This is a genomic window from Rhizobium sp. YTU87027, from assembly GCF_050644135.1.
Classification (GTDB): Bacteria; Pseudomonadota; Alphaproteobacteria; order Rhizobiales; family Rhizobiaceae; genus Rhizobium.
This window is the reverse complement of record NZ_CP098440.1, coordinates 459,592-485,514: the sequence shown is the minus strand read 5'-3', so window position 1 is coordinate 485,514 and position 25,923 is coordinate 459,592. Positions and strand designations below refer to the sequence as shown.

Genomic DNA, 25,923 nt, shown 5'->3' with positions numbered 1-25,923 from the left:
TTCCCATAGCAAAACCGCAAGTGGGAGACGGCCATGATTACGACGCTGACCATCCTTTCCTTCGATCAGGGACGCATCTACTCCTCTCCGCCGGAGCCAGTTCCCGATCTGGCGGCTGTCGAAAGCGAAGCAGAGGCAGCCGCCGTTGCTGATACGCAGGACACCAGATACCATCTGCGTTGGTTGGATGTTTCAACTGGATTGCACGCACTTGCGCGCCTGCTTACGCCGACTTTCGGAAGCACACCTTTCGGCAAGGCGCACTAGAAACGAAAAATGCGCCCCCGCTTCTCTCAGGGACGCATTTTATCCACCGCGGGGGTGGACCCCGGTCGACCGAAACTTTGGTCGGGCTGGGGCAGGGAACTGGAAATCAGGGCCGAAGCTCAAACTTGGAAACGTCGAGCGGCGCCGTTTGTTCCATCGGCACGCCCGCCATGCCCGCGGCAACCGGCTTGACGTCACCGCCGATGACCGCAGCCGTCGTCGAGGCGCGGTCGATGTTATCGGCCGGCTGCGTGGCGGCCGCCATGGACGCGGCCGGAGCCTTGGTAACGAAAACGACGGGCGAGCCACCCATCCAGCCTTCGGTGCGATATAGCTTCTTCTCACCGTTGACGTCGCGAATTTCCGAAGACTGCAGCGAGCCAGGCGCCAGCGTCGGTACGGTGTAGTCCTTCTTGCGCTCGACGGTTTCAAGCGGCGGGCAGCTTTGGCAGCTTTCCTGGCTAATGCTCCCGCCATCGGTGCGCGCGTCCTTGCCGACCACCTCGATCGAGGAGGCAAAGGCAGACCCTGCCGCAAACACAGCTATCGCACCCAAGATGACCTGACGCATGGAACACTCCGTCTCACGTTGAGAGGAGACTAGCGTGGCTTTGTTTCCATCCCGTCAGGGGAAAGGGTAAAAATTTAGAGAATTGACCCGATTTCGGGTTTGCTCACGCTTTTTCGCGTTCGATCGCCCGCCAGCCGATATCGCGGCGGCAGAAACCGTTGTCCCAATCGACCTTGTCGAGCAGCGCATAGGCACGCGCCTGCGCCTCGCCAACCGTCTTTCCGGTGGCGGTTACGTTCAGCACGCGGCCGCCGGTTGCGACCAGCGCTCCGTCCTTGAGCGCTGTGCCGGCATGAAACACCTTGGCGCCCTCGCCTGCTTCCGGGATATGGCGGATCGGCGTGTTCTTGTCGTAGGAGCCCGGATAGCCCTTCGATGCCACGACGACCGTCAGGGCCGGATCGTCCGTCCAGTCCGCCGACACCTGGTCGAGCGTGCCATTGGCGGTGGCAAAGAGGAGCGGCAGTGGATCGCTCTTCAGTCGCATCATCAGCACCTGGCACTCCGGATCGCCGAAGCGGACGTTGTATTCAATGAGCTCGGGGCCTTTGGCGGTGATCATCAGGCCGGCAAAGAAGACGCCGGAAAAGGGATAGCCGCTTTCGGCCATGCCGCGCATCGTCGGCTCGATGATTTCCTTCATCGTGCGCTCGACCATTTCGGCGGTCATGACAGGCGCCGGGGAATAGGCACCCATGCCGCCGGTGTTCGGACCGGTATCGCCCTCGCCCACCCGCTTGTGATCCTGTGCGGTTGCGAGCGGCAGGACATGCTTGCCGTCGCAAAGGCAGAAGAAACTCGCTTCCTCACCATCGAGATAGGCTTCGATGACAACCTCGGCACCGGCCGCACCGAAGGCACCTTCAAAGCAATCGTCGATAGCGGCGAGCGCTTCATCAACGGTCATGGCGACGGTCACGCCCTTGCCTGCAGCGAGGCCATCGGCCTTGACGACGATCGGGGCGCCCTGCTGGCGGATATAGGCCTTGGCCTTCGGCGCGTTGTTGAAGCGCTGATAAGCGCCGGTCGGAATGTCGTAGCGGGCGCAGATATCCTTGGTGAAGCCCTTCGAGCCCTCGAGCTGAGCCGCGGCCGCCGACGGGCCGAAGACCGCAAAGCCTGCCGCGCGCAGCTTGTCAGCAATGCCGGCAACGAGCGGTGCTTCCGGGCCGACGACGACGAAATCGATCGCCTTGTCCTTGCAGAGGGCAATGACGGCATCATGGTCGTCGACATTGACGGCAACCAGGGTCGCATGCTCGGCAATACCAGGATTGCCGGGCGCGGCGTAGAATTCCGTCATGAGAGGCGATTGCGCCAGCTTCCAGGCCAATGCGTGCTCGCGTCCGCCCGATCCGATCAACAGAACCTTCATGCCCGTCCCTTTCACGTTTCCGTCTGGCGGTTAAGGGGAGAGCGCCGAAAGGTCAAGCGCGAATGCTTGCCTCGAGGCTTTACCAGCCGCCACCGCCGCCGCCGCCACCCCCGCCACCGGAGAAGCCGCCCGAGGAACCGCCACCGGAAAAGCCGGAGGACGAGCTGGACGGCGGCGCCGGAATGGTGGACGCGATCGTCGAGGCCATCGACGAAGAGAAGCCGCCAATGCGATCGGAGAAGTTGCCGCTGCCGAAATTGCCGGAATACCACGAGGGAGCGTAGGCAGCGGCTGCCCCCGCCGCTGCCGCGGCAAGCCATGTCTCGAAGGCGCGCGACCAGGGCTTTTCGACGCCGAGCGCCACCGCATAAGGCAACAGCTTCTCGAAATGCTGGGGCGACATCTGCGGTGCGCCCGCCATGTTCATGCGATCCTTCTCGGCCAGCGTCATGTACTGACGCAGGCCGTCAATGCCATCCATCAGCTTGGCTCCAAGGGGCGTCGGCGCTCCCATGATGAAGACGTAGAGCAGGTTCAAGAGAATGATGCCGCCGATGGCGAAGAGCATCGGCGTCTCGTGCAGTTCCACCAGAGAGGAGAACAGCGCCAAAGCCAGCGACGACACGATGCTGAAGCCGATGAAGACGGCAAAGGCGATCGCGACCACCGACATGATCTTCGCGCCGAGCGACCGGCCGGGGCGGAACGACTTGGCGAAACCAGCAACGAAGACCGAGATGAACACCACGACGACAACAGGAATGATCATCAGGGCGATGGCATCCGGTTCCAGCGTTCCGAAGACGAAGAGCGCCACCAATGACGCGGCACTGAGCGCGATGCCACCGGTCGTATAGCCGGTATTCGCGTTGTAGTATTGTCCGCGGTGCTCACGCTCTATCGCTGTGCGAAAACTGTCGCCGACCGATTTCACCTTCGTTCCATTAGCCTCATCGATCGTCAGTGAGCCCTTGGTTCCCACAGCGTTGAGCAGGCTGGCTTCCCCCGCTTCCAGCTTTTCCTTGCCGACCGGCTTGTCGGTGCGGCGGATGATGATCGAGTTCTTCAGGTCCTCCAGGACGACATATCCGCGCACTGCAAGATTGAGGGCCGTGGCCGATAGCGCCGTCCAGCCCTGGCCGGAGAAGCCGCGATTGTCGATGTAGTTCACCAGCGCCGGCGAGATGCCGTCCGGCGGATCCCAGCGCGGCACCAGCACGCCGCGCGCGGGGTCGCGGCCGACCTTTAGCCAAGAACGCGTGTAGTAAAGGAAGACGAGCATAAGCCCGCCAAAGCCGAGGACGTAATCGCGGTTGTCGCTCAGCCACCAGCGCCGCTCATCGTCCGCGCTCGGCGGATTGATCGAGCCCTTCGGCATCTTGACGGCGATCGTCAGCCCTTCGTTCGCGTCGAGCGGTCGGGTCGTCGAAAACAGCAGTCGCCCCCCGCTGCCGGAAACCTTCGCGTTCCTGTCCGTCGCGCCCTGCGGGCCGGTGAAGAAAGCAGTATCGATCGCGCTGACGCCATCCGGAAGGTTCACCGTTGCCGTCGCTGCCAGGATCGGGAAGATCCAGCCATTGCCGGTGACGTTCCAGTAGAGTTCGTCGTGATCGTCGAAGTAGCGGATCTGGCGATTGGTGCGGTAGGTGAAGACATACTCGTGCCGGCCATAGCTCACGGTAACGTCTTCCGAGCCGGCATAGATGCGGATGCCGCCGCTGATGGATTCGGTGTGCCAGGGCTCGTCGCGGCCATCGCGCTTGACCGAGATGACGTCGAAATCGACGCGGCGTAGGCGGCCCTTTTCATCCTGATAGGTCAGCGGAAAATCGCGGAAGATGCCGCGCCGGATGCGATTGCCTTCGGCATTGACCGAGATCGTCTCCGTCACCGTCATCGCACCGCTCTTCTCCAGCTCGATGTCTGACGCGAAGGCGTTGATCACCTCGGTAGCGATGGCGCCATGCGCCGCAAGCATTAGAAACAGAGCGAAGCAAAGGCCGGAAAGCCGTCGGATCATCATACCCCTCGCCTGCGGCGCCTGGCCGCTTCAGATAATGTCAGCCCTCGTCGGCATAGGTCACGCCAAGCCCTGCCAGCGTCCGCCAATAGGCCGGGAAGGTTTTGCCGACGCAGTCCGGATCGAGGATCGTGATGCCTGCGATCTTCAGGCCGGTGAGCGCAAAGCTCATCGCAATGCGGTGGTCGGCGAAGGTGTCGATGTTGGCAGGCAGGCGCTGTCCGGCAAGCGATGGATCGGACTGGACGATCAGGTCGTCGCCCTCCTCATGAGCGAGACCCGGGCGGATCTGCGACAGGCCGGTCGAGACGGCCCGGATGCGATCGCACTCCTTGACGCGCAGATTGGCGATGCCAACGAAGCGAACCGGCGTCTCGTTGAAAGCTGCAAGAACGGCCAAGGTCGGAACCGCGTCCTGCATCTGTGAGCCGTCGATAACGGCCGGAAGATGCGGGAACTGGGCGATCAGATCATAGGCCTTCGCGTCCGGCTGCGTGAACGCGCCGTTTGCAACGCCAAGGTCGATCTTGCCGGATGTCAGCACTTCGGCCGCCCAAAGGTAGGTCGCGGCTGAAGCGTCGGGCTCGACCACGAAGTCGGCCGCCGTGTAGCCCGTCGGCTCGACCCGCCACGTCACGGGGCTCGTCTTCTCGACCTTGGCGCCGAAGGCGCGCATCGCCGCCGTCGTCAGATCGATGTAGCCGAGCGCACCGATATCCTCGCCGAGCAGTTCGATCGTCACCGGCTTGTCGCCGCCGGCAGCCATCATCAGCAGCGCCGAAACATATTGGCTCGACAGGCCGCCATCGATCTGGATGCGGCTCGCCTCGAAACGGCCGGTGCCCTTGACGGTGACGGGCGGGCAGCCGGTTTCGGTCGACGCGTCAATGCCAAGCGAACGCAATGCATCGACAAGCGGGCCGATCGGGCGCTTGCGCATATGCTGGTCGCCATCGACGATGACGGTGCCATCCACCAGGGCGGCGGCGGCGGTCAGGAAGCGCGTCGCGGTTCCTGCGTTGCCGAGGAAAAGCGGCACCTGCGGCGGCAGCAGCTCGCCGCTGCCCGTGACGACGAAGCTCGTATCATTCGGCTCTTCGATGATGACGCCCATAGCGCGGAGGGCGTCGGCCATATAGCGCGTGTCGTCGCTCTTCAAAGCGCCGGTCAGGCGGCTGGTGCCCTTGGCGAGACCTGCCAGGAGCAGCGCACGGTTTGTAATCGACTTCGAGCCGGGCGGGACGGCGCGGCCTGTGAGTGGCTTGCCCGGCGGGATGATTGTGAGCTTGTCTTTACTCATTATCTTGTCTTTTCCGTCTTTGCGCGAAGGCCATGTCAGGCCACGATCATGCCCTGCTCATAGCAGTTTTTACGCAAAGGCAAATGGCGGATGTCAGAACTTTACCGTCGGGACGGCGCGATCCACCTCGTTGGTGATTTCGAAATACTCACGCTTCTGGAAGCCGAACTGGCCAGCAACGAGATTGGACGGGAAGCTCTCGACCTTGACGTTCAGATCACGCGCGGCGCCGTTATAGTAGCGGCGGGCCATCTGGATTTCGCTTTCCATCGTCTCGAGTGAGGTCTGCAGCTCGCGGAAATTCTCGTTCGCCTTCAGGTCGGGATAGGCTTCAGCGAGCGCCAGCACACGCCCCAGCGCCTGCCCGAGCAGGCCTTCCGCCTGGGCGCGGCCCGCAACATCGCCCGTCGGAACCGATTGCGCCTTGTTTCGGAGGGCAACGACCTCTTCGAGCGTCGTCTTCTCGTGCGCGGCATAGCCTTTGACCGTCTCGATCAGGTTGGGGATCAGGTCGGCGCGGCGCTTCAGCTGCACGTCAATGCCGGACCAGGCTTCCTCGGCCATCTGCCGTGCGCGAACCAGGCCGTTGTAGATGAAGACGGCATAGAGCGCGATGAGGACGACAAGACCAAGAATAACATACATTCGCGAATCCCCCGCAACGACCGAAAATATGTCGGGAGACTATGCGGGTTACCGCAGATTGTCATCCCGCATTATCGTGGCGGACTGCCGCTCCTCAAGCGGCAGTTTTTGCGAGGTTCACGCCGCCGGCATCCGTCAACAGGAAGGCCTCGCCGCAGGCCTTGGCTAGCGTCCGCACCCGCAGAATGTAGCTCTGACGCTCGGTGACCGAGATGACGCCGCGAGCATCCAACAGATTGAAGACATGGCTCGCCTTGATGCACTGGTCGTAGGCCGGGAAGACGCACTTGTGCAGCAGCTGATTGGCATTGTCGCCCGGCGCGCCGGCAGCGAGAAGCGCCTGGCACTCCTTTTCGGCATCGATAAAGTGCCGATGCAGCATTTCCGTGTTGGCATATTCGAAGTTGTGGCGTGAATATTCCTGCTCAGCCTGCAGGAAGACGTCGCCGTAGCTGATCTTTTCGTCGCCTTCGCGGCCGTTGAAGTTCAGGTCGTAGACGTTGTCGACACCCTGCACGTACATCGCCAGGCGCTCCAGACCGTAGGTCAACTCGCCTGAAACAGGCGAGCATTCGATGCCGCAGACCTGCTGGAAATAGGTGAACTGCGAGACTTCCATGCCGTCGCACCAGCACTCCCAGCCGAGACCCCAGGCGCCGAGCGTCGGGCTTTCCCAGTCGTCTTCGACGAAACGGATGTCATGCAGCAAGGGATCGAGGCCGATCGCGGCCAGCGAGCCGAGATAGAGCTCCTGCAGGTTCGATGGGTTCGGCTTCAGGATGACCTGATATTGATAGTAGTGCTGCAGGCGGTTCGGGTTCTCACCGTAGCGGCCGTCCGACGGGCGGCGTGACGGCTGCACATAGGCAGCTTTCCACGGCTTGGGGCCGAGCGCGCGAAGCGTCGTTGCCGGGTGGAACGTGCCGGCACCGACCTCCATGTCGTAAGGCTGCAGCACCGCACAACCCTTGTCCGCCCAGTAATTGTGGAGCGTGAGGATCAGCGCCTGGAACGAGCGCTTCGGGTTCATGTGATCGGGGATTGCTGCAGACATGGAACGACTTCCGAATTCGTACAAAAGTGCGCGGACAGGTGCCACGCCGCGTCAGACGGGTCAAGGCTTTTGCGGGCCTACTCGTCTTCGTCCTTCTTCAGATGGTATTCGCCCGTGACCGGATCCTTGACCAGGGTGCCGATGGCGCCCGTCTGGCGCTCCTTCTCGGCACGGCGGGATCGTTCGGCCAGCCGCTGCGCATCGGCAATGAAGCGACGGTAGAGAAGCCAGGCTCCGACCAGCAGAACGACGATGATTATCAGTTGCGGCATGATGCCAGCCTTCACTCCCTCAGAGCCCGTAGCGGCTCCACAATGCCTTCTCCTCGGCGGCCTCGACAAGTCCGGTCGCAAGACCGGCGCCGGCGCCCTCCAGGTTGGCTGACGATATACCGGGAATGCGCCTTCCGAAAAGACCGCGGGCGGGCATTACCAGCTCGAGCTTGGTTTTTGCCCCGTAGCGGCGCTTCAATTCCTGCCGCATGTCGCCGAGGCCGTCGATCAGGCCCAACTCAAGGCCACGCGTGCCGGTCCAGAAAAGGCCGGAGAAGACGACATCGTCGCTCTTCAGCTTGCCCGCGCGCCGCTCGCGAACCATGGAGATAAAGACCTGATGAATCTCCAGCTGCAGGGTCTTCAGATATTCAATGTCCTTTTCCTTCTCGGGCTGGAACGGATCAAGGATCACCTTGTTCTCCCCAGCTGTATAGACGCGGCGCTCCACGCCGATCTTCTTCAGCAGTTCCGGAAAGCCGAAGCCACCGGAGACAACGCCGATCGAGCCGACGATGGAGGTGGGATCGGCAATGATCTCGTCGCCGGCGAGCGCGATCATGTAACCGCCGGAGGCCGCAACATCCTCAACGAAGACGAGAACTTTCTTCTGCTTTTCGCGCGCGAGTTCGCGGATGCGAGTGAAGACAAGCCGCGACTGGACGGGGGAGCCGCCGGGAGAATTGAGCGAGATGGCAACCGCCGGCGCATCCTTGAAGCTAAAGGCCTTTTCGAGGACCTGCGCCGCGGAGGCAAGATTGAGTGTCGGCCGGAATTGGCTTCCGCCGCTCATGATCGGGCCGTGCAGCCGGACGACGGGGATCACCACGCCTTCCTTGCGGAAACGCTTCGGCAGCAACCTCTTCAAAAATCCGGCCATTTTCCATCCTTTGCGACAAGATCAGCGGAACGTCTTCCATGTATGCAACGCAGAGACAAACGCAATGCCTGCCGCAGAAAACATCGGGTTTACAATTCTTGTTGCGAATGACTTGCATTATCATTCTAATCAGACATACTGGTCGCACTGATAATAGGTGGACACTGCATGGACATCGTAAATCCGAACGCAAAGACCGGCTGGCGACATGAGCGCGAAGAGGCATCGCTTTCCGATGTCTACCGTTCCGTCCAGACGCACAAACAGGGAACACGCTGGCGCCGCATCGCCGCGTTCCTCGGGCCCGGCTATATGGTGGCGGTCGGTTATATGGACCCCGGTAACTGGGCGACCTCGCTCGCTGGCGGTTCGAAGTTTGGCTATGCGCTGTTGACCGTCGCCCTGCTGTCCAACCTGATGGCGATCGTTCTGCAATCGCTGTGTGCGCGGCTTGCTATCGCCTCCGGCCGCGACCTTGCCCAGGCTTGCCGTGACGCCTATCCGAAATACGTCTCCGTTCCGCTGTGGGCCTTTGCCGAAATCGCCATCATCGCGACCGATATTGCCGAAGTGATTGGCACAGCCATCGGCCTCAATCTGCTGTTCGGCATTCCGCTTGAACTCGGCGTCCTCATCACGTCGCTGGACGTGTTCCTCATCCTCTACCTGCAGAAGATCGGCTTCCGCTGGGTGGAAGCCTTCGTGATCGCCCTGCTCGGCATCATTGCGGTGTGCTTTGGCGTGCAGATCTTCCTTGCCGATCCGGAATGGGGCGCCGTCATCCGGGGCTTCTTCCCGACGACCGAGATCGTTTCCAACCCCGAGATGCTCTATCTCGCGCTCGGCATTCTCGGCGCCACCGTGATGCCACACAATCTCTATCTGCATTCCGGCATCGTCCAGACCCGCGCCTACGGCCATTCAGTGCCGGAGAAGCGCGAGGCGCTGACCTATGCGACGATCGACTCGACCATTGCGCTCTGCTTCGCGCTCCTGATCAACGCGTCGATCCTGATCCTGGCGGCTGCGGCCTTCCACGCCAACGGCAAGACGGATGTCGTGGAATTGGGCGAAGCATCCTCCCTTCTCTCACCCTTGCTCGGCCTTGCAATCGCCCCGACGCTTTTTGGCATAGCACTCCTCTGCTGCGGCCTGAATTCAACGGTGACCGCGACGCTTGCGGGCCAGATCGTTATGGAAGGCTTCCTGAAGATCAGGCTCCAGCCGTGGGTGCGTCGCCTGATCACCCGTGCGATCGCCATCATTCCCGCCGCCTTCGTCACCATCTGGTATGGTGACCAGGGGACGGCGGAACTGCTGATCCTGACGCAGGTCGTACTCAGCCTCCAGCTCTCCTTCGCCGTCTTCCCGCTCGTGATGTTTACGGCGAGCAAGGCGAAGATGGGCGCGCTAGTCGCCCCGCGCTGGCTGAGCGCAATCGCCTACGTGATCGCGGTCCTGATTGCCGGCCTGAACGTTAAGCTGCTGTTCGATTTTGTTACTGGCTAGCGCCTGGTATAAGCCGCCCGGCCGTTGTTGAGATCGTCAACGAAGGGGGAGAATTTATGCGTCCCCTCCTCGTGCATGATGAGTGGCGCGCGCAGCGAAAGCCGCGCGCGCGACCCTTTTATGGCCGTGACGAGGATGCGGACGGCGTTCTCGCCCTCGCGCGGATGGATCGCGGTGACTTCGATGCCGCCGAAACGGCGTCCGCAGGCATCGATGATTTCGGCAATCGATTCCGGCCGCGCGATCAGGGATAGTTGCCCGCCGGGGATCATGATTGACCCGGCCGTGCGCACCCAGCGTTCGAACAGCCCATCCGTCATAGCGTGTGCTTCGGCCTTCAAGGCGTCAGGCGTCCGGCGATCGCCGGCATCGTTGAAGGGCGGGTTCATGATCACATGATGGAAGCTCTCATCGACGAGACCGGCTTCGTTTCGCGCCTTCGCCTTCAGCGTCACGTCCGCCTCGATGACTGAAACGCGGCCCGCCACATGCGCATTTTCAGGCAGGACTATGCTGCGGCGCGCATAGTCGGCCATTTCGCCGGAGCGCTCGAAGAGCACAACTTCGGCAGCCGGCAGCCGCGACGCGACTGCAAGGCCTGCCGCACCTGCGCCGGCACCGAGATCCGCCACCTTGATCGGACGATCGTCGGCAACGAGCGCCGCAAGCAACATTGCATCCATGCCTGAGCGATGCCCCCTGCCCTTCGGCTGCACCACATGGAACAGTCCCCGGTGAAAGGCGTCGATCGTCTCGGCAACATGTCCCGTCATCTCAGGCTCACTTTTGAGCGCGTAGTTCGTCGCCGAGGCCGGCATCCACGAGAATGCGCCGCGCCTGGTCCGCTGCTTCATCATCGACGAGGAGCCGGCGCGGCAGCATGCCGAGCGACCCTTCAAGAATGCTCATGCCCTGATCGGCGATGAAGCAGTGGATCCCCGCGTCCTTGAGCAGACTCTCCGCATAAGAGAGCAACACGGGATCATTGGCGCGAATAAGTTCATGCATTTGCCGGAAAATCCCTTTCAAATTTGCGCGACGCGACAATTCACCCCTTGCCGCGCCAATCGCCCCTTTCTATTGTCGAACTCAATAATTTAACAGGAGTCCGGGTCGTTGGGCGTGGTCATACCGCTTGAAGAAAGCAAAAACAAACTGGCATCCGTCAAGCCACTGGTCGATTTGACCAAAGCGGACATGCAACGGGTGAACCAGCTTATTCTCTCCAAGGCCGGTTCCGACGTCCAGATGATCCCCGAGGTGGCCAACCATCTCATCTCGTCCGGCGGCAAGCGTCTCCGTCCGATGCTGACTTTGGCGTCGGCCGCACTGTTCGGCTACAAGGGCGAGAACCACATCAAGCTCGCGACATCGGTCGAGTTCATGCACACCGCGACGCTGCTGCATGACGACGTGGTCGATGAGAGCGACCTTCGCCGCGGCAAGTCCACCGCCCGCATGATCTGGGGCAACCAGGCAAGCGTGCTTGTCGGTGACTTCCTGCTCGGTCAGGCGTTCCGCATGATGGTCGATGTCGGCTCGCTCGATGCGCTTGACGTTCTCTCGTCGGCGGCTTGCGTGATCGCCGAAGGCGAAGTGCTGCAGCTCTCCGTCGCCAAGAACATGGAAACGACGGAAGACGACTACCTCGCCGTTATCCGCGCGAAGACGGCGGCTTTGTTTGCCGCGGCTGCCGAAGTCGGCCCGATCGTCGCCGATGCCGGAAAATCCGGCCGCAACGCGCTGAAGTCCTATGGCATGAACCTCGGCCTTGCCTTCCAGCTTGTCGACGACGCGCTGGATTACGGCGGCAAGGCAGCCGATCTCGGCAAGAATGTCGGCGACGACTTCCGCGAGGGAAAGATCACGCTTCCGGTCATCTTGGCCTATCGGCGCGGGACCGAGGAAGAACGCGCCTTCTGGCGGCAGGCCATCGAAGGCGGCGAAAGCAGCGACCAGCATCTCGAAAAGGCACTTGGCCTGATTACCAAGTACGGCACGCTGAACGATACCATTGCCCGCGCGGTTCACTACGGCACGATCGCACGCGATGCGCTCGCGCCCCTTCCCGACACGGCATGGAAATCGGCTCTGATGGAAGTCATCGACTTCTGCATCGAGCGCGTCAATTAATCGACGGTCACTGATCGCGGACTGATTTATTGCAGGACCGCTTCAAAAAAGCCATCCTGTTGTGAGTCAGTCATTTCAACTGATTTGCAGTCGGACGAGGCCGGCTGCCCCGACTAGAGAGGTTTTCTAATGCGGCAAAAACTTGCCATCCGTCTTCTTTCGAGCGCAGCCATGGCAGCGGTCATCTCGCTGGCAGCGCTCGGCGGCGTGAATGCCGAAGAGACGGCCAAGAAGGACGATGCCGCCACGGTGATCTTCGATCCGGATAGCGTCACGAGCTTCTCCGGCGCATTTTTGGCTGCCCGGACTGCCGACGTCGATCACGATTATGAGACGGCGATTGAACTCTACAAGAAGGCGTTACAGATCGAGCCGGGCAATCCGGAAATCCGTCAGCGCCTGATGATCTCGCTGCTTCTGAACGGCGACATCAAGGACGGCGTGAAATACGCCAACGACCTGAAGGGTGATCCGACGGTCGAGCGCATCACCACCATCGTGCGGAGCATGGATGCCATTCGTCGCGGCGAATACAAGACGGCCGAGTCGCTCCTGAAATACAGCGGACCGAACGATCTCGACCGGATGATGAACGATCTGCTCGCCGCTTGGGCTCGCGTCGGCGCCGGGCGCGGCAAGGATGCGCTGGCCATGGTCCAGAAGATGAAGGGACCGGATTGGGTCGGCATCTTCAAGTCCTACAATGCCGGCGCGATTGCGATCGTGAATGGCGACATCAGGGCTGCTCGCCAGAACCTCAATGACGCCGTGCTCGACAAGGATGGCGGTGCGACCGCTCCTGATACCTTCATGCGCGCCGTCATGGCTCTCGCCCGACTGGAAGCCTCGCAGGGCAACAAGCAGAAGGCACTCGACGCGATTTCCGTCGGCGATAACCTACTGCCGAATTACGCGCCGCTGAACGCACTGCGACAGAGCATCGAAAAAGGCGAAAAGCAGGAACAACAGATCCAGACCGCCAAGCAAGGCGCGGCTGGCGTGCTCTTCTCCATCGGCGGCGCGCTGAACCGCGACGGCGCCGAGGATATCGTTTCGCTTTACCTGCAGACCGCGAAGACCCTCGATCCGGATAGCGCCGATACGCTCGTCATGCTCGGTGGCATTGCTGAGAAGCAGGAGCAGATGGACCGCGCGATCGCGCTTTACAAGCAAGTGCCCGAGAACTCGCCGATGCGCCGCATCTCCGAGCTGCAGTTGGGTCTCGCTCTTGCACAAGGCGGCAAGGTTGAAGAGGCGCGCAAGCACCTTCAGAGCCTGATCGCCTCCGATCCGAAGGACATTCGCAGCTACCTCGCCTATGGCAGCGTGCTGTCGGATGCGAAGGACTATGTCGCCATGGCCGACAACTACGACAAGGCCGTCGAAGTCCTCGGTCCGCTGCCGGGCAAGGGCGCATGGACCGTCTTCTTCCAGCGCGGCATTGCCTATGAACGCCTGAAGAAATGGGACCAGGCCGAGCCGAATTTCCGCAAGGCGCTGGAGCTCAACCCCGACCAGCCACAGGTTCTGAACTATCTCGGTTATTCCTGGATCGACATGAACCGGAACCTCGACGAGGGGCTGGCGATGATCAAGAAGGCAGTGGATCTGCGCCCGGACGATGGCTACATCATCGATTCTCTCGGCTGGGCCTATTTCCGGCTGAACCGCTTCGACGATGCGGTCGAGGAATTGGAGAAGGCCGCACAGATCAAGGCCGGAGACGCGACGATCAACGATCATCTCGGCGATGCCTACTGGCGTGTCGGACGCAAGCTTGAGGCCGTCTACCAATGGAACCGTGCGCTCGGCTCCGACCCCGAGGCATCCGAGATCCCGAAGATCAAGGAGAAGATCGCCAACGGCTTGCCGCAGGATACCGACATCTCCAAGGCCGCTGACAAGAAGCAGCCCGATCCGGCGCCGGTCGAACCGAAGCCCACGGACAAGAAGTCCTGATAGGCGATGCCCGCAGCGAGTATGCGCGATGACTTGATCGTCATCGAGGAGGCTCCGGCAAAAATCAATCTGGCCCTGCATGTGACGGGCCAGAAATCCGACGGCTACCATCTGCTCGATATGCTGGTGACCTTCACCCGGCATGGCGATCAGCTGGAATTTACGCCGGCAGATAAGGACGAGTTTGTGATGTCGGGTCGTTTCGCCGAGGCGCTTGGCGTCAGCAGCGACAACAATCTTGTCCTCAAGACCCGGGATGCGCTCCGCGAGGCCATCGCTCGCGAGGGTGGCTCTGCTCCCGCTATTCGCATCCATCTCCAGAAGAACCTGCCGATTGCGTCCGGAATCGGCGGCGGCTCCGCGGACGCGGCAGCGACGCTTCGCGGCCTGATGCGGCTCTGGAACGCGTCTCTTCCCCGCGCAACGATCGAGGCGATCGCGCTTCGGCTTGGCGCCGACGTGCCAATGTGCCTGGCGAGCAGACCGCTGATCGCCCGTGGCGTTGGCGAGCAAATCACGCCGGTCGACGACATGCCGGGCTTTGCAATGGTGCTGGCAAACCCGTTGAGAGGCGTATCGACGCCCGAGATTTTTCGAGGCCTGACGAATAAGACCAATCCGCCGCTCGACATGACGCCGCGTTCGACCTGGCTCGAGATGCTAGGCTCGATGCGCAATGACCTTGAGCCAGTCGCCCGGGGCCTGCTACCGGAAATTGCCGAGATCTCGGCGATGCTCAAGAAGCAGGGCGCCTCCTTCGTCCGTATGTCTGGTTCCGGCGCGACCTGCTACGGCATCTTCGACGCGCTCACAGCGGCTGAAGACGCGGCCACCGCGCTTCACAGCGAACGGCCGGACTGGTATTTCGAAGCAACGGAAACGATCGCTGGAGGGCATGATGCCAGGACTGGATGAAACGCGCCCCTTCATTCCCGTCGGCATTGCGGTGCTGACGGTTTCGGATACGCGGACGCTTGCCGATGACCGTTCTGGCGATACGTTGGTTTCCAGGATCACGGAGGCCGGTCACCGGTTGATTGACCGCGCGATCGTCCCCGATGACCGGCAGGCGATCGCTTCGCGCGTCAAGGCATGGACCGAACGCGACGATATCGACGTCGTCATCACCACCGGGGGAACCGGCTTTACCGGCCGCGACGTTACGCCGGAAGCTCTGGAGCCGCTTTTCGAGAAGAAGATGGATGGCTTTTCGGCGGTCTTCCACCGTATCTCCTACGAGAAGATCGGCACCTCGACGATTCAGTCCCGAGCCACGGCGGGCGTTGCCAACGCGACCTTTATTTTCGTGCTACCGGGCTCCCCCGGCGCCTGCAAGGATGCCTGGGACGGCATACTAAAATTGCAACTCGACTACCGCCATATGCCCTGCAATTTCGTGGAGATCATGCCGCGCCTCGATGAGCATTTGAAGCGCGGTGCCAGCAAGTAACGGATTGCTCCGGCATACTGCCTACAGTTCTATGTACCGATGCCCGGCAGAACAGGCATCGACTCCCAGCTATCACCCGACAGCAGGATGCAGCTCACGCCATGAACATCCGTGATGAGCAGCGTCCACGTGCCACTCTGCGCGGCATAGACCTCAAGCATGGCGTTCTGGTTGATCAACCCGACTGCCGTCAGCCTCTCGGCAAAGTTCTTGTCGAGGAAATTGACGACTTCGGATCGGCCTGCGCAACTGCGCATCATCTGCGATGCTGCCGAATGCGGATGCGCGATCATCGATGTCGTCAATATGACGGCCAAGAAGAGGCCGCGGATCATATTGCGTTTCATGACGCACCTCCTTTTGCCGAAAACCGGCAGAAGAGGAGACTTCCGCTGACCTGTTCTGCCGTCTGCCGGCATTCCATGGTCGACCGTCACGAAGCGAGGCGCTCGGGCGGCGCCATGTGCGAATTATAGCGCAAAATTGTATCGGGCGCCATCATTTGCAGGGAAGTGAGAGAGCATGACACGCCGCTATCGTGCGGCGCGCGCGACCCAGGATGGAATCAGTTCGCTGGAAAGCTTACGCAGCTTTTGCCCTTTCGCGAATTCTGAGAGGCGCATTCCGCTTCTTGCCGCGGCCAATGCCTGCTTCTTGGGGAGGAGAAGGCCAAGCTCCAGCGGCCGCGAGGCCCGGCCGATGCGCTGCAGGAAAGGACGTCGATATCCTCGCGAAGCGGTGAAGCGCGCCGGCAGTTTGTTCAGAGCCATGTACTCGGCAATCTCGTCGATCCAGCCGGTCTGCGGTCGCGCTCCCGGCTCGACGAAAAGCAGCCACTCGCCCCGCGCCGAGCGCACGATGTCCTTGATATCCCATTGCGAATGGAAGCGGCAGCCGGCGGCGTCGGCCACCCTCGACGTCCCATCTCGCGAGTCGTGGTCAAGCACCACGACGTCGCTGACAAGCCCCTCCACTGCGCCTGCAACCAACACCGATAACGTCTGCGCCAGCTCAGGCTCCTGATCCTGGCATTCAAGTACAACAGTCAACATTGCCTATTCATAAAGCGCCGCACAAAAATTTGCCAGCGGCACTTTCCTTATTTTGTTCTTGCATTGTTCTCATTTTGCCGATAGGAATTTAATCATCAAAACGGTGGGAAGCAAAGCTTCCGCCAGCGGAGAATCCGATGAACGAGCAGTCCCTTGCAGGGCAGGCCGCATTTGCGCCTGCCAACACGGCAGATATTGCCGATGCGATGATCGTATCTGCCGGTCTGCGGATCGATGTGGACCGGCGCCGGGGGCGCGCGGCCGGGCTCAATCCGAGCGGGCGTTTCGAAGCTCTGCGTCGCGAGGCGTTCGACGATGGCTGGCAGAACGTTGAGGATCTGCCGCCGTTCAAGACCGAGGTGCAGATCGAAAAGCCGCGAACGGCCATCACCCGCAACGAGTCGCCCGACATTCCCTTTGACCGTTCGATCAACCCCTACCGCGGCTGCGAGCATGGCTGCATCTACTGCTTTGCGCGACCGACGCATGCCTATATGGGCCTTTCCGCCGGTCTGGACTTCGAGGCCAAGCTCTTCGCCAAACCGGATGCTGCGAAGCTCCTGGAACGCGAATTGGCGAAGCCCGGCTATAAGCCACGCGTCATCGCGATCGGAACCAATACCGATCCCTATCAGCCGATCGAGAAGGAATGGCGCATCATGCGGCAGATTCTCGAGGTGCTGGAAAAGGCAAACCATCCGGTTTCGATCGTAACCAAGTCGGCAATGATCATGCGCGACCTCGACATTCTTTCGGCGATGGCGGAGAGGAACCTTGTCCGTGTTTCGCTGTCGGTGACGACGCTCGACCGAAGGCTGGCGCGGACCATGGAACCCCGCGCCTCGACGCCGACGCGTCGGCTGGAGGCCATCCGCGCGCTTTCCGAGGCAGGAATCCAGACATCGGTGATGGCTGCCCCAATGATTCCGGCACTCAACGACCACGAGCTTGAGCGCATTCTGGATTCGGCGCACGCGGCGGGTGCGACAGAGGCGGGTTATGTGATCCTGCGCCTGCCCCTCGAAGTGTCGCCGCTGTTTCGCGACTGGCTGCTGCAAAATTATCCCGACCGCTACCGCCACGTCATGGCGCTGGTCCGCTCGATGCGCGGCGGCAAGGACTACGATGCGGAGTTCGGCAAGCGAATGAAAGGTGCCGGACCCTATGCCTGGCAGATTGCACGCCGTTTCGAGATGGCGACGAAGCGACTCGGCATGACCCGCCGCAGCATGCCGTTGCGGGATGATCTCTTCGTTCCGCCCGATGGCAGCGGAGTGCAGCTTTCGCTGCTTTGATATTTGAGCTTCGCGGATGGTTGCCCTGCCCTTCCGCGCTCGAGTCCCCGGCCCGCCGCCCTGATCCGAGGACTTGCAGGAAATCGGGTTGGCGTGCGAGGTTCAGCCGCATGAAACGTCGCACGTCACCCGATTCTCCTATGCTTTTCGAAGATGTCCCGCTCGTGCCGGATTTCCGGCTGGAGCTGAAGGCGCGCAAGGCCGGTCATTGGCCAGTTGCCGGCGCCGATGAAGCTGGGAGGGGGCCGCTGGCCGGCCCCGTGGTGGCAGCCGCCGTCATTCTCGACCCCAAGCGTATTCCCGACGGCCTGAACGACTCGAAGCAGCTTTCGGCGCAGAAGCGCGAGGAGCTTTTCGTTCAGATCCTTGCAACTGCAACTGTGTCTATCGCCTCCTCGAGTTCGACCCGTATCGACGAGACCGATATCCGCAAGGCCAGCCTCGACGCCATGCGCCGCGCCATCTGCGGTTTGTCTGTCCCTGCAAGCTATGTCCTGACGGATGGGCTCGACGTTCCGCCAGGGCTCGACTGCCCGGGGCAGGCGGTGGTCAAGGGTGATGCGCGTTCGGTCTCCATCGCCGCCGCCTCCATTGTCGCCAAGGTGACGCGGGACCGGATGATGGCACGAGCTGACAGCACCTTCCCCGTCTATGGGTTTGCCGCGCATGCCGGCTATGGCACAGCACAGCACCGGGCTGGCATCGAGAAGCACGGCCCCTGTTCGCTGCACCGCATGACTTTCAGCCCGCTGAAAAAGGTGCCTGGCGACATAGATAGCGACTGATCCGTCCGCAACCGATCAGCATCGCCCAAAACAAAAAAGCCCCGCATTGCGGGGCTTCTTCGAAAGCGAGATGCCTACCTTAGTTGAGGCGGCTCTTGACTTGGCCGAGGGCGTCGCTGAAGAGCTCGGACTGAACCTTCGTATCGGCCTTCTTCGCCAGAACATTTTCGGCGGCGGCAATTGCCAGATCGACGGCGGCGGAACGGACCGCCTTCATCGCATCGGCTTCCGCCTGCTTGATCTTCTGTTCGGAAACCGCGGTGCGGTTCGCGACGAATTCTTCCGTCTTCTTCTTGGCTTCAGCGGTCAGCATTTCGGCTTCGCGCTCGGCCGCAGCAACGATGTGCGCGGCTTCGGCTTCAGCTTCCTTACGCTTGCGCTGATACTCAGCCAGCAGATGCTGGGCCTCTTCGCGCAGGCGCTTGGCTTCCGACAGTTCGTTGCGGATCTGATCGGCACGGTCGTCGAGCGACTTCGCCATCATGCCAGGAACTTTGAGGTAGACAACCAGCGCCAGGAAGATGAACAGGCCGATCATCGCGAAGAATGTTGCGTCCAATGCAAATTCCATCGATCAAGCCCCCTTCTTGATGTCGGCAACAGCAGCGGCAACATCTGCCTTTGCCGAGGTGCCGATCAGCTGTTCCACAACAGCCGTTGCGGTTTCTTCCGCGATGGTTCCGACGTCAGCGAAAGCCTTCGCCTTGATGTCGGCGATGCGACCTTCCGCAGCCTTGAGCTTTTCAGCTAGGCCTGCTTCAACAGCCTTGCGGTCGGCTTCCGCCTTCAGCTTGGCAGCGTCGCGAGCGGCGGTACCGATCGCGTTCGACTTGGCGCGAGCCGCAGCCAATTCGGCTTCGTAAGCGGCAACGTCGGCGTCGGCTTCCGCCTTCAGGCGGCTTGCCTCATCGAGATCCTGCGAGATGCGGCTGTGACGCTGCTCGAGGATACTGCCGATGCGCGGCGCGATGACCTTTTGCATGAGCACGAAGAAGACAACAAACGTGATCGCCAGCCATAGCAGCTGCGAGGCGTACGTCGTCGAATCGAAAGGCGGGAATACGCCGCCACCATGATGCTCGGCTGGTACGCCGGTCTCGGTGTGGACATCGCCTGCTGCCGGGGCGGCATGCGTGTCTGTACCGGTTGCTGCACCAGTTTCTGCGGTTCCCGCCGGGGCCTCTTCGGCGTAAGCCGGGGTCACAAAAAACATGCTCACCTCCAGGTGTACTGCAAATGCAAAGGATCACGGCATGCGGGCTGCAGGCCGTGATCCTTCAATGCGCCTGTATTAAACGGCGAAGAGCAGGAGGAGAGCGACGAGCAGCGAGAAGATGCCCAGAGCTTCCGTAACGGCGAAGCCGAAAACCAGACGGCCGAACTGGCTGTCAGCTGCAGACGGGTTGCGCAGAGCGCCGGACAGGTAGCTGCCGAAGATGTTGCCGAGGCCGAGAGCCGTACCGGCCATACCAAAGCAAGCCAGACCTGCACCGATGAACTTTGCTGCTTCCGCTTCCATGTTGAACTCCTTTGAAATGGTTGTGTTGCGGCGAAATTGACTGACGCCCTTGGACGTCAATGTCGGTATCCCTTAGTGGCCACCCGGATGGATCGCGTCGTTGAGGTACATGCAAGTCAGGACCGCAAAGACGTAAGCCTGGAGGAAGGCGACGAGGAACTCGAGACCCGTCAGGGCGACGGTCATGAGGAGAGGAAGGACAGCGCCACCGATACCGACTGCACCCAGCGCTCCAAGCGAGGCAACGAAGCCTGCGAACACCTTCAGGGTGATGTGACCAGCCAGCATGTTGGCGAAAAGACGAACGGAGAGCGAAATCGGACGGGACAGGAAGGAAATGATTTCGATCGTCACAACGAGGGGCAAAAGAATGCCAGGAACGCCCGACGGGACAAAGACATTCAGGAAGTGGAAGCCATGCTTGTAGAAGCCGTAGACGAGAACCGTGCCGATGACGAGCAGCGCCAGCGCGAAGGTGACGATGATCTGGCTGGTGACCGTAAAGAAGTACGGGAACATGCCGAGCAGGTTTGCCGTCAACACGAACATGAAGAGCGAGAAGACCAATGGGAAGAATTTCATCCCCTTGGATCCGGCGCCTTCCTTCAGCATGTTGGCGATGAACTCGTAGGACATCTCCGCAACCGACTGGGAGCGGCCCGGCACGATCGCCCGGTTCGACGTCGAGAAATAGAGGAAGCCAGCGGCAACCGCAGCGGACGCCACCATGAAGAGCGATGCATTCGTAAACGAGAAATCAATTCCGCCGACTTCGATCGGCACAATCTTCTGGATCAGGAACTGATGGGTCGGATCGTTAGACACCGCTTGTTCTCTCTATCTTTAGCCCGCGCAAGACGGGATTATTGCACTGGATCGAACGCCGGAGCGCCCTGCCCTATTTTCCACCATTCTCACGCTCGCCGGGATCAGGCTTTGCAACCTTCCCCGCAGCACGCAGAACGTTCAATACGCCGGCACAAAATCCAAGAAGAAGAAGAACAATCATCCCCCAAGGCGCCGTGCCGACAAAACGGTCGAGGAGGTAGCCGAGAACGGCGCCGACGACGATTGCGGAGATGAACTCGCTCGAAAGCTTCATCGCCTCGGCATAACCCTTGCGGCTCGCCTCGGCGCTGGCTTCGACAGCCTCTTCCTTCCCCGCCTCTACGCGCTTGGTTGCGAGCTCCGCTCCCAATTGCGCCCGGCGCTTCTCAAGACCTTCCCCGCGGTCGTCCGTCATGGTGCTCTCCTCCACTAGCCGCTGTCCGCGATCCCGCTACCCCGGTTTTCCGGACAACAACCCCAAGGGTTGAGAACCTTTCGGCCCGTTCTGAAGTCGCGCGCAACATAGTTTTAGCAAAAAGCATAGTCAAGGCGTGAGCGGTCGATGTCCAGCCATAAAATAAGCATGAGAAAACATGCGCTTAGATCAATCTAAGCGCACTTTGCCAAAATCGACCGAAAGAATCCGCTTTTGTGTGCGGCGAAGAGACCCGAAATCGCGTCAGGATCGGCTTTTCCGTTAGCTCCAGCCGCCGCCATAGGTGCGATAGAAGACGTGCAGGCCAATGCGGCCGACCTTCTCCATGGTCTTGGCCCATTTCGGACGCACGTAGACAGCATGATAATGGGTGGCCGAGCCGACCTGCGGGAGCCAGATCTTGCCGGCGGTCACCGCCATCGCGACTTCGCGGGCGATTCTCCAGTGATATTGCGAGTTCACCCGATCCTTGATGTTGTCGCAGGCAAAGGAGAACTGGCATCGGTTACGCCAATCCTCATTCTGATAGACGACACCGCAGATCGTCTTCGGGTAGGCGGGATTGCGGACGCGATTGAGAATGACCTGGGCAACTGCGGCCTGCCCCTTCACCGTTTCGCCGCGTGCCTCGAAGTAAATGCCGGATGCCAGGCACTGCTGCTCGGTCGCCGAGAATACCGACGGCGCCAGGATGCTTGCGGCCCAGGCGTGATCACGCGGGCCGATCTGGGGCACGAAGCGGCCGTCGTCCGCCTTGTCGGTGAGAATCGAATCAAACGGCGACTGACGGGAGTAATCAGGCGCGGCCGGCGCATAGGCCGTCGCCAGCACGTCGGCTTTTGGGTTGGTCACGAGGCCAGCCAGCATCGGCGAGACGCCGCGATCCGGCTTGGGCGGTTCCCTCTTATAGAAGTTGGTCGCGATCTCGATTTCCTTGCCCTTGATCTTCGGCTTCACGAAGGCTGACTTATCCTTGAGATCGAAGGTGGGTTGGAAGAGCAGGCGCGTTCTTTGGAGAATCGAACCTGCAGAAAAGTCCTTTGGCGGCTGCACCTTCTCGACAGCAACGACACGGCTCTTCTTGGCCGGGCGATTGACGCGGTCTTCATCCGGCGTCGCCTCATGGCCCTTGTCCGTCGCCATGAAGGCGACCTTGCGGCCGTCGGGCAGAACCATACCGGCCCCAGCTGCGATTGTGCCCGTGACAACAGGGTCTGCAAAGGTCAGTTCGGCCTGATGAATCGACCCTGCCGGCGAATTCGTCAAAACCATGCGCCAGTTTTCCCGTCCCTGGTCGAGGCCGGCAAGTAGAGCAGCCAGGTCAGCATGGGACGCCATCGTCGGCGACATCAGCCAGCCACAAACGCCGAAGAGCGCGGGGGAACTCCAATTTTGAAGCAAGAGGCGCAGCTTGCCACGGGAAGGGCTATTTCGACGCAACGCGGGACTCCGGCATGAGACGCATGAACATGCCGTTGAAAATGTCTCATTAACCTTGATGCTTGGTTAATGCGGCGGCTCTCGGGGGCGAAAGAATTAGAGCAGGGAAAAATAAAGCCCGGCAGATCGCCGGGCTTTTATCAGAGAGTATGTGCTCGTCTAGATAATGACGTGCGAGCCGAGTTCCACCACGCGGTTTGCCGGCAGTCGGAAGTAGTCCGACGGATTTGCTGCTGCATTGGCAAGCGCGATGTAAAGGCGATCCTGCCAATAGGGCATGCCGGACTTCGCATCGGGAACCAGCTTTCGGCGGCCGAGGTAGAAAGAGGTCGACATGATGTCGAACTTCAGGCCGGTCTTGCGCAGCGTCGCCAAGGCTTGCGAGACGTTCTGCGACTCCATGAAGCCAAACTGCAGCTCTACACGCGAGAACCGCTCCGAAATCGGCTCGACCTTGTAGCGATCAGCGCTCGGAACGCGCGGCTTGTTGATCGTGCGGATCGTCAGGATCACGTTCTTGTCGTGCAGAACGTGGTTGTGCTTCAGATTGTGCAGCAGGGCAGCAGGCGCCGATTCCGGATCACTGGTCAGGAAGATCGCGGTACCGGGCACCTGGGCGGGCGAATGGTCGCTCTTGCGCTCAATCGAGCTAACGAAAGACGCCAACGGAATATCGGTGTGGCGCGTCTTCTCCGTCAGAAGAGCGGTACCGCGACGCCACGTCCACATGATGATCGTAAAGACGCTCGCGATCAGCACCGGAATGTAACCGCCATCATGGATCTTCAGCAGGTTCGCTCCCAGGAAGATCATTTCCAAGCATACCAGCGGCGCAAGCGCCAGCGTGGCGACGGCTGTGGACCAATGCCAGCGTACGCGCACAAACTCGAAGGCCATGATCGATGTGACGACCATCGCGCCCGTCACCGAGATACCGTAGGCGATTGCCAGAGCGTCTGACGTCTTAAAGCTGATGACGAGGAAGATGACGCCGAAGAAGAGTACGGCGTTAACGGACGGCACGAAGATCTGCCCGGTATTCGTCTCCGACGTGAAGAGGATCTCCATGCGCGGCAGGAAGCCGAGGTTGATGCCCTGGCGGACGAGCGAGAAGGCACCGGTGATGACCGCCTGGCTGGCGATAATGGTCGCCGCAGTCGCGAGGATGACGACCGGCAGCAGCGCCCATTGCGGATACATCAGATAGAAGGGGTCGGACATCGCCTTCGGATTTCCAAGGACCAGAGCGCCTTGCCCCAGATAGTTCAGCGTCAATGACGGGAAAACCAACGCGAACCACGCCCATTGGATCGGCCGACGACCAAAATGGCCAAGATCGGCATAGAGCGCTTCGGCACCTGTCACGGTCAAGAAGACCGCGCCAAGCACGACGACTCCGTAGAACCCCTCGTGCAGCAGGAAGCTAACCGCGTAGTAAGGGTTGAAAGCGGCAAGGATACCGAAGTCATCGGAGATGTGCGAAATGCCGGCAGCCGCCATAACGAGGAACCAGAGTGCCGTGATCGGCCCAAAAAAGCGGGCGACGGCGCCAGTGCCACGCGATTGCACAGCAAACAACAGGGCCAGGATAAAGACCGAAATCGGCACGATATAGCTCGTCATGCTGGGCGCGACGAGCTTCAGGCCTTCGACGGCCGACAGAACCGAGAGCGCCGGCGTGATCATCGCGTCACCGAGGAACAGCGCCGCACCGACCAGGCCGAGCAGCATCAACAGTGCGGTATGCCCGTTGGCGGTCTTCATCAGCAACGCCAACAGGGAAAGGGTGCCGCCTTCGCCTTCGTTGTCGGCACGCAACAGAAAGAGCACGTACTTGATGGTGACGATAATGGTCAGAGCCCAGATCATCAGCGAGATGAGGCTGATCACCTCGAAGCGAGTGAGGCCGTCAATTGCGACAGGCTTCAATGCTTCACGGAACGCGTAAAGCGGGCTGGTACCGATATCACCGTAGACGACGCCGATGGAGCCAAGCGCAAGGTAGAACAGCTTGCGCGGCTTCATTGTGCGTTCGTGTGAATGGCTACCTTCGTGCATGAAATGAAAACAGGCTCTTCAGAGCCAGCCTTTCCATCGGAAAAAGAAGAAGGGAATGATGGCGGACAGCACCATCAGCCCAAGCGAATAGGGATATCCCTGGGCGAAGTGCAATTCCGGCATGAATTCGAAATTCATACCGTAGATGGAGGCGACAAGCGTCGGCGGCAAGAACACCACGGACGCGATCGAAAAAATCTTGATGATCGAGTTCTGCTCGATGTTGATCAGGCCGAGCGAAGCGTCGAGCAGGAAGGTGATATTGCCGGCAATAAAGGAAGCATGCTCGTTGAGCGACTGGATGTCGCGTGAAACCGTCTTGCACAATTCTTTGGTATCGTGATCCTGCTGGACGGCCGGAACATTATAGAAGAACGTCATCAGCCGAGACAAAGACGCCAGGCTGTCCCGGACCTTACTGACGAGGCGATGATGGCCCGCAATGTCCCTGAGCTTTTCCTCCAGATAGTTCGACGGTTTGCGCACCTTCCGGGCGCGATCGCCAAACACATGCGTCGAGAGAATGTCGATACGGGCGACCGAGAGCTCCAGGATCTCCGCGGTCCGATCGATCACGGTTTCAAAGAGCTTTGTCAGCAGGGCCGCGCCGCTGCGCCACTGCTGCGGCACGCGGTGCAGCGCGGCAATGAACAGTGCAAACGATTTCGGCTGCGCATAGCGGATCGTCACCATCCGCTTGCCGGCCAGGATGAACGCAACATCGGTCAGCGTCGGCGCGTCCGTTTCCGCCTTCCAAACGAGGGACGCGGTCATGAATACGGCGTCATTTTCCGTATAGAGGCGGGCTGACGGCTCGATATCCTTGAGGTCGTCGCGTGTCGGCACTTCGATACCGAGCGTTCTTTCGACGAAGAGCTCCTCCTCGCGCGTTGGCTCGATCATGTCGATCCATATGACGTCATCGCGCAACGAGCCTTGCGACAAATCGCCGATCTCGACCGACTTGCAGTTGGAACAGTAAGCCGTGATCACCGGATCGGCCTCCGGCAATCCGAACACTGCGCGCACGGCACGCGGCCTGTGACGCAAGTTCCCGATCTTAGTGAAAACGATT

General features: G+C 60.7%; 28 protein-coding genes. 8 read left to right on the top strand and 20 right to left on the bottom strand.

Annotated elements, in window-relative coordinates:
- Positions 1 to 33 precede the first annotated feature (33 nt).
- The gene (locus NBG89_RS02400; RefSeq protein WP_431321553.1) at positions 34 to 267 is read left to right on the top strand and encodes a hypothetical protein; all 234 of its coding nucleotides are present in this window, start codon (positions 34 to 36) and stop codon (positions 265 to 267) included.
- Between the two features lie 106 nt (positions 268 to 373).
- Here the strand turns inward: NBG89_RS02400 and NBG89_RS02395 are convergent, their stop codons facing one another.
- The 8 genes from NBG89_RS02395 to NBG89_RS02360 all read right to left on the bottom strand — a co-directional run bounded on the left by NBG89_RS02395 (position 374) and on the right by NBG89_RS02360 (position 8,384).
- Complete coding sequence (locus NBG89_RS02395) at positions 374 to 838, bottom strand: plant virulence effector HPE1-like domain-containing protein (RefSeq protein ID WP_431321552.1); 465 nt, start codon at positions 836 to 838, stop codon at positions 374 to 376.
- 103 nt (positions 839 to 941) lie between these two features.
- The gene (gene purD / locus NBG89_RS02390; protein ID WP_431321551.1) at positions 942 to 2,213 is read right to left on the bottom strand and encodes a phosphoribosylamine--glycine ligase; all 1,272 of its coding nucleotides are present in this window, start codon (positions 2,211 to 2,213) and stop codon (positions 942 to 944) included.
- Positions 2,214 to 2,292: 79 nt separating this feature from the next.
- The gene (locus tag NBG89_RS02385; RefSeq protein WP_431322759.1) at positions 2,293 to 4,233 is read right to left on the bottom strand and encodes a DUF2207 domain-containing protein; all 1,941 of its coding nucleotides are present in this window, start codon (positions 4,231 to 4,233) and stop codon (positions 2,293 to 2,295) included.
- A 40-nt stretch (positions 4,234 to 4,273) separates the two neighbouring features.
- On the bottom strand, positions 4,274 to 5,533 hold the full coding sequence (aroA, locus tag NBG89_RS02380; RefSeq protein ID WP_431321550.1) for a 3-phosphoshikimate 1-carboxyvinyltransferase: 1,260 nt from the start codon (positions 5,531 to 5,533) through the stop codon (positions 4,274 to 4,276).
- Between the two features lie 93 nt (positions 5,534 to 5,626).
- Positions 5,627 to 6,178, bottom strand: coding sequence for a LemA family protein (locus NBG89_RS02375; RefSeq protein ID WP_431321549.1), 552 nt, complete (start codon positions 6,176 to 6,178; stop codon positions 5,627 to 5,629).
- A gap of 94 nt (positions 6,179 to 6,272) precedes the next feature.
- Complete coding sequence (locus NBG89_RS02370) at positions 6,273 to 7,232, bottom strand: glycine--tRNA ligase subunit alpha (RefSeq protein WP_431321548.1); 960 nt, start codon at positions 7,230 to 7,232, stop codon at positions 6,273 to 6,275.
- A 77-nt stretch (positions 7,233 to 7,309) separates the two neighbouring features.
- Positions 7,310 to 7,504, bottom strand: coding sequence for a hypothetical protein (locus NBG89_RS02365; protein WP_431321547.1), 195 nt, complete (start codon positions 7,502 to 7,504; stop codon positions 7,310 to 7,312).
- 19 nt (positions 7,505 to 7,523) lie between these two features.
- Positions 7,524 to 8,384: a S49 family peptidase gene (locus NBG89_RS02360; protein WP_088705089.1), complete on the bottom strand. Its 861-nt coding sequence runs from the start codon at positions 8,382 to 8,384 to the stop codon at positions 7,524 to 7,526.
- A 168-nt stretch (positions 8,385 to 8,552) separates the two neighbouring features.
- On the opposite strand from NBG89_RS02360, the gene NBG89_RS02355 reads away from it, so the two are divergent.
- On the top strand, positions 8,553 to 9,893 hold the full coding sequence (locus NBG89_RS02355; RefSeq protein ID WP_088705088.1) for an Nramp family divalent metal transporter: 1,341 nt from the start codon (positions 8,553 to 8,555) through the stop codon (positions 9,891 to 9,893).
- Here the strand turns inward: NBG89_RS02355 and NBG89_RS02350 are convergent.
- Positions 9,890 to 10,666, bottom strand: a complete 777-nt coding sequence (locus NBG89_RS02350; RefSeq protein WP_431321546.1) for a tRNA1(Val) (adenine(37)-N6)-methyltransferase — start codon at positions 10,664 to 10,666, stop codon at positions 9,890 to 9,892. The genes NBG89_RS02355 and NBG89_RS02350 overlap by 4 nt on opposite strands.
- Before the next feature lie 7 nt (positions 10,667 to 10,673).
- Entirely contained in the window at positions 10,674 to 10,901 is a 228-nt protein-coding gene (locus NBG89_RS02345; protein WP_088694588.1) for a DUF2007 domain-containing protein, read from the bottom strand.
- 108 nt (positions 10,902 to 11,009) lie between these two features.
- Between NBG89_RS02345 and NBG89_RS02340 the strand changes: the two genes are divergently transcribed.
- From NBG89_RS02340 to moaB, 4 genes are all read left to right on the top strand, one after another.
- Positions 11,010 to 12,026 (top strand): polyprenyl synthetase family protein, encoded by a 1,017-nt coding sequence (locus tag NBG89_RS02340; protein WP_088694589.1) that lies wholly within the window; start codon positions 11,010 to 11,012, stop codon positions 12,024 to 12,026.
- Positions 12,027 to 12,155: 129 nt separating this feature from the next.
- Positions 12,156 to 13,985 carry a tetratricopeptide repeat protein gene (locus NBG89_RS02335; protein ID WP_431321545.1) on the top strand — a complete coding sequence of 610 codons (1,830 nt, stop codon included), beginning with the start codon at positions 12,156 to 12,158 and terminating at the stop codon, positions 13,983 to 13,985.
- Positions 13,986 to 13,991: 6 nt separating this feature from the next.
- Positions 13,992 to 14,900 (top strand): 4-(cytidine 5'-diphospho)-2-C-methyl-D-erythritol kinase, encoded by a 909-nt coding sequence (locus NBG89_RS02330; protein ID WP_431321544.1) that lies wholly within the window; start codon positions 13,992 to 13,994, stop codon positions 14,898 to 14,900.
- Complete coding sequence (gene moaB, locus NBG89_RS02325) at positions 14,884 to 15,435, top strand: molybdenum cofactor biosynthesis protein B (RefSeq protein ID WP_431322758.1); 552 nt, start codon at positions 14,884 to 14,886, stop codon at positions 15,433 to 15,435. The genes NBG89_RS02330 and moaB overlap by 17 nt, the downstream gene beginning before the upstream one ends.
- 29 nt (positions 15,436 to 15,464) lie before the next feature.
- On the opposite strand, the gene NBG89_RS02320 is transcribed toward moaB, so the two are convergent.
- Positions 15,465 to 15,782 carry a hypothetical protein gene (locus NBG89_RS02320; protein ID WP_088705084.1) on the bottom strand — a complete coding sequence of 106 codons (318 nt, stop codon included), beginning with the start codon at positions 15,780 to 15,782 and terminating at the stop codon, positions 15,465 to 15,467.
- A 186-nt stretch (positions 15,783 to 15,968) separates the two neighbouring features.
- Complete coding sequence (locus tag NBG89_RS02315; RefSeq protein WP_431321543.1) at positions 15,969 to 16,487, bottom strand: glycosyl transferase; 519 nt, start codon at positions 16,485 to 16,487, stop codon at positions 15,969 to 15,971.
- A gap of 137 nt (positions 16,488 to 16,624) precedes the next feature.
- Between NBG89_RS02315 and NBG89_RS02310 the strand changes: the two genes are divergently transcribed.
- Positions 16,625 to 17,782 (top strand): PA0069 family radical SAM protein, encoded by a 1,158-nt coding sequence (locus NBG89_RS02310; protein ID WP_431321542.1) that lies wholly within the window; start codon positions 16,625 to 16,627, stop codon positions 17,780 to 17,782.
- A gap of 110 nt (positions 17,783 to 17,892) precedes the next feature.
- A complete protein-coding gene (locus NBG89_RS02305) occupies positions 17,893 to 18,567 on the top strand; it encodes a ribonuclease HII (protein ID WP_431321541.1) in 675 nt (224 codons plus the stop codon).
- 79 nt (positions 18,568 to 18,646) lie between these two features.
- Here the strand turns inward: NBG89_RS02305 and NBG89_RS02300 are convergent, their stop codons facing one another.
- The 8 genes from NBG89_RS02300 to NBG89_RS02265 form a co-directional block, all read right to left on the bottom strand.
- The gene (locus tag NBG89_RS02300; RefSeq protein ID WP_431321540.1) at positions 18,647 to 19,138 is read right to left on the bottom strand and encodes a F0F1 ATP synthase subunit B; all 492 of its coding nucleotides are present in this window, start codon (positions 19,136 to 19,138) and stop codon (positions 18,647 to 18,649) included.
- A gap of 3 nt (positions 19,139 to 19,141) precedes the next feature.
- A complete protein-coding gene (locus NBG89_RS02295) occupies positions 19,142 to 19,780 on the bottom strand; it encodes a F0F1 ATP synthase subunit B (protein ID WP_431321539.1) in 639 nt (212 codons plus the stop codon).
- 78 nt (positions 19,781 to 19,858) lie between these two features.
- The gene (locus NBG89_RS02290) at positions 19,859 to 20,086 is read right to left on the bottom strand and encodes a F0F1 ATP synthase subunit C (protein WP_003588243.1); all 228 of its coding nucleotides are present in this window, start codon (positions 20,084 to 20,086) and stop codon (positions 19,859 to 19,861) included.
- 72 nt (positions 20,087 to 20,158) lie between these two features.
- Positions 20,159 to 20,911 (bottom strand): F0F1 ATP synthase subunit A, encoded by a 753-nt coding sequence (locus NBG89_RS02285; RefSeq protein ID WP_088694599.1) that lies wholly within the window; start codon positions 20,909 to 20,911, stop codon positions 20,159 to 20,161.
- A 73-nt stretch (positions 20,912 to 20,984) separates the two neighbouring features.
- Positions 20,985 to 21,329 carry an AtpZ/AtpI family protein gene (locus NBG89_RS02280; RefSeq protein WP_431321538.1) on the bottom strand — a complete coding sequence of 115 codons (345 nt, stop codon included), beginning with the start codon at positions 21,327 to 21,329 and terminating at the stop codon, positions 20,985 to 20,987.
- Between the two features lie 282 nt (positions 21,330 to 21,611).
- Complete coding sequence (locus NBG89_RS02275) at positions 21,612 to 22,790, bottom strand: cell wall hydrolase (protein WP_431321537.1); 1,179 nt, start codon at positions 22,788 to 22,790, stop codon at positions 21,612 to 21,614.
- A 159-nt stretch (positions 22,791 to 22,949) separates the two neighbouring features.
- Positions 22,950 to 24,848: a potassium transporter Kup gene (locus NBG89_RS02270; protein ID WP_088694601.1), complete on the bottom strand. Its 1,899-nt coding sequence runs from the start codon at positions 24,846 to 24,848 to the stop codon at positions 22,950 to 22,952.
- A gap of 18 nt (positions 24,849 to 24,866) precedes the next feature.
- Positions 24,867 to 25,841 (bottom strand): magnesium transporter CorA family protein, encoded by a 975-nt coding sequence (locus NBG89_RS02265; protein ID WP_088694710.1) that lies wholly within the window; start codon positions 25,839 to 25,841, stop codon positions 24,867 to 24,869.
- Positions 25,842 to 25,923: the final 82 nt, after the last annotated feature.

Excerpts from the sequence above, each read along its gene's own strand:
- NBG89_RS02400 (WP_431321553.1), top strand. The coding sequence starts at position 34 with ATGATTACGACGCTGACCATCCTTTCCTTCGATCAGGGACGCATCTAC.
- NBG89_RS02395 (WP_431321552.1), bottom strand. The coding sequence starts at position 838 with ATGCGTCAGGTCATCTTGGGTGCGATAGCTGTGTTTGCGGCAGGGTCT.
- purD (WP_431321551.1), bottom strand. The coding sequence starts at position 2,213 with ATGAAGGTTCTGTTGATCGGATCGGGCGGACGCGAGCACGCATTGGCC.
- NBG89_RS02385 (WP_431322759.1), bottom strand. The coding sequence starts at position 4,233 with ATGATCCGACGGCTTTCCGGCCTTTGCTTCGCTCTGTTTCTAATGCTT.
- aroA (WP_431321550.1), bottom strand. The coding sequence starts at position 5,533 with ATGAGTAAAGACAAGCTCACAATCATCCCGCCGGGCAAGCCACTCACA.
- NBG89_RS02375 (WP_431321549.1), bottom strand. The coding sequence starts at position 6,178 with ATGTATGTTATTCTTGGTCTTGTCGTCCTCATCGCGCTCTATGCCGTC.
- NBG89_RS02370 (WP_431321548.1), bottom strand. The coding sequence starts at position 7,232 with ATGTCTGCAGCAATCCCCGATCACATGAACCCGAAGCGCTCGTTCCAG.
- NBG89_RS02365 (WP_431321547.1), bottom strand. The coding sequence starts at position 7,504 with ATGCCGCAACTGATAATCATCGTCGTTCTGCTGGTCGGAGCCTGGCTT.
- NBG89_RS02360 (WP_088705089.1), bottom strand. The coding sequence starts at position 8,384 with ATGGCCGGATTTTTGAAGAGGTTGCTGCCGAAGCGTTTCCGCAAGGAA.
- NBG89_RS02355 (WP_088705088.1), top strand. The coding sequence starts at position 8,553 with ATGGACATCGTAAATCCGAACGCAAAGACCGGCTGGCGACATGAGCGC.
- NBG89_RS02350 (WP_431321546.1), bottom strand. The coding sequence starts at position 10,666 with ATGACGGGACATGTTGCCGAGACGATCGACGCCTTTCACCGGGGACTG.
- NBG89_RS02345 (WP_088694588.1), bottom strand. The coding sequence starts at position 10,901 with ATGCATGAACTTATTCGCGCCAATGATCCCGTGTTGCTCTCTTATGCG.
- NBG89_RS02335 (WP_431321545.1), top strand. The coding sequence starts at position 12,156 with ATGCGGCAAAAACTTGCCATCCGTCTTCTTTCGAGCGCAGCCATGGCA.
- NBG89_RS02330 (WP_431321544.1), top strand. The coding sequence starts at position 13,992 with ATGCCCGCAGCGAGTATGCGCGATGACTTGATCGTCATCGAGGAGGCT.
- moaB (WP_431322758.1), top strand. The coding sequence starts at position 14,884 with ATGCCAGGACTGGATGAAACGCGCCCCTTCATTCCCGTCGGCATTGCG.
- NBG89_RS02320 (WP_088705084.1), bottom strand. The coding sequence starts at position 15,782 with ATGAAACGCAATATGATCCGCGGCCTCTTCTTGGCCGTCATATTGACG.
- NBG89_RS02315 (WP_431321543.1), bottom strand. The coding sequence starts at position 16,487 with ATGTTGACTGTTGTACTTGAATGCCAGGATCAGGAGCCTGAGCTGGCG.
- NBG89_RS02310 (WP_431321542.1), top strand. The coding sequence starts at position 16,625 with ATGAACGAGCAGTCCCTTGCAGGGCAGGCCGCATTTGCGCCTGCCAAC.
- NBG89_RS02305 (WP_431321541.1), top strand. The coding sequence starts at position 17,893 with ATGAAACGTCGCACGTCACCCGATTCTCCTATGCTTTTCGAAGATGTC.
- NBG89_RS02300 (WP_431321540.1), bottom strand. The coding sequence starts at position 19,138 with ATGGAATTTGCATTGGACGCAACATTCTTCGCGATGATCGGCCTGTTC.
- NBG89_RS02295 (WP_431321539.1), bottom strand. The coding sequence starts at position 19,780 with ATGTTTTTTGTGACCCCGGCTTACGCCGAAGAGGCCCCGGCGGGAACC.
- NBG89_RS02290 (WP_003588243.1), bottom strand. The coding sequence starts at position 20,086 with ATGGAAGCGGAAGCAGCAAAGTTCATCGGTGCAGGTCTGGCTTGCTTT.
- NBG89_RS02280 (WP_431321538.1), bottom strand. The coding sequence starts at position 21,329 with ATGACGGACGACCGCGGGGAAGGTCTTGAGAAGCGCCGGGCGCAATTG.
- NBG89_RS02270 (WP_088694601.1), bottom strand. The coding sequence starts at position 24,848 with ATGCACGAAGGTAGCCATTCACACGAACGCACAATGAAGCCGCGCAAG.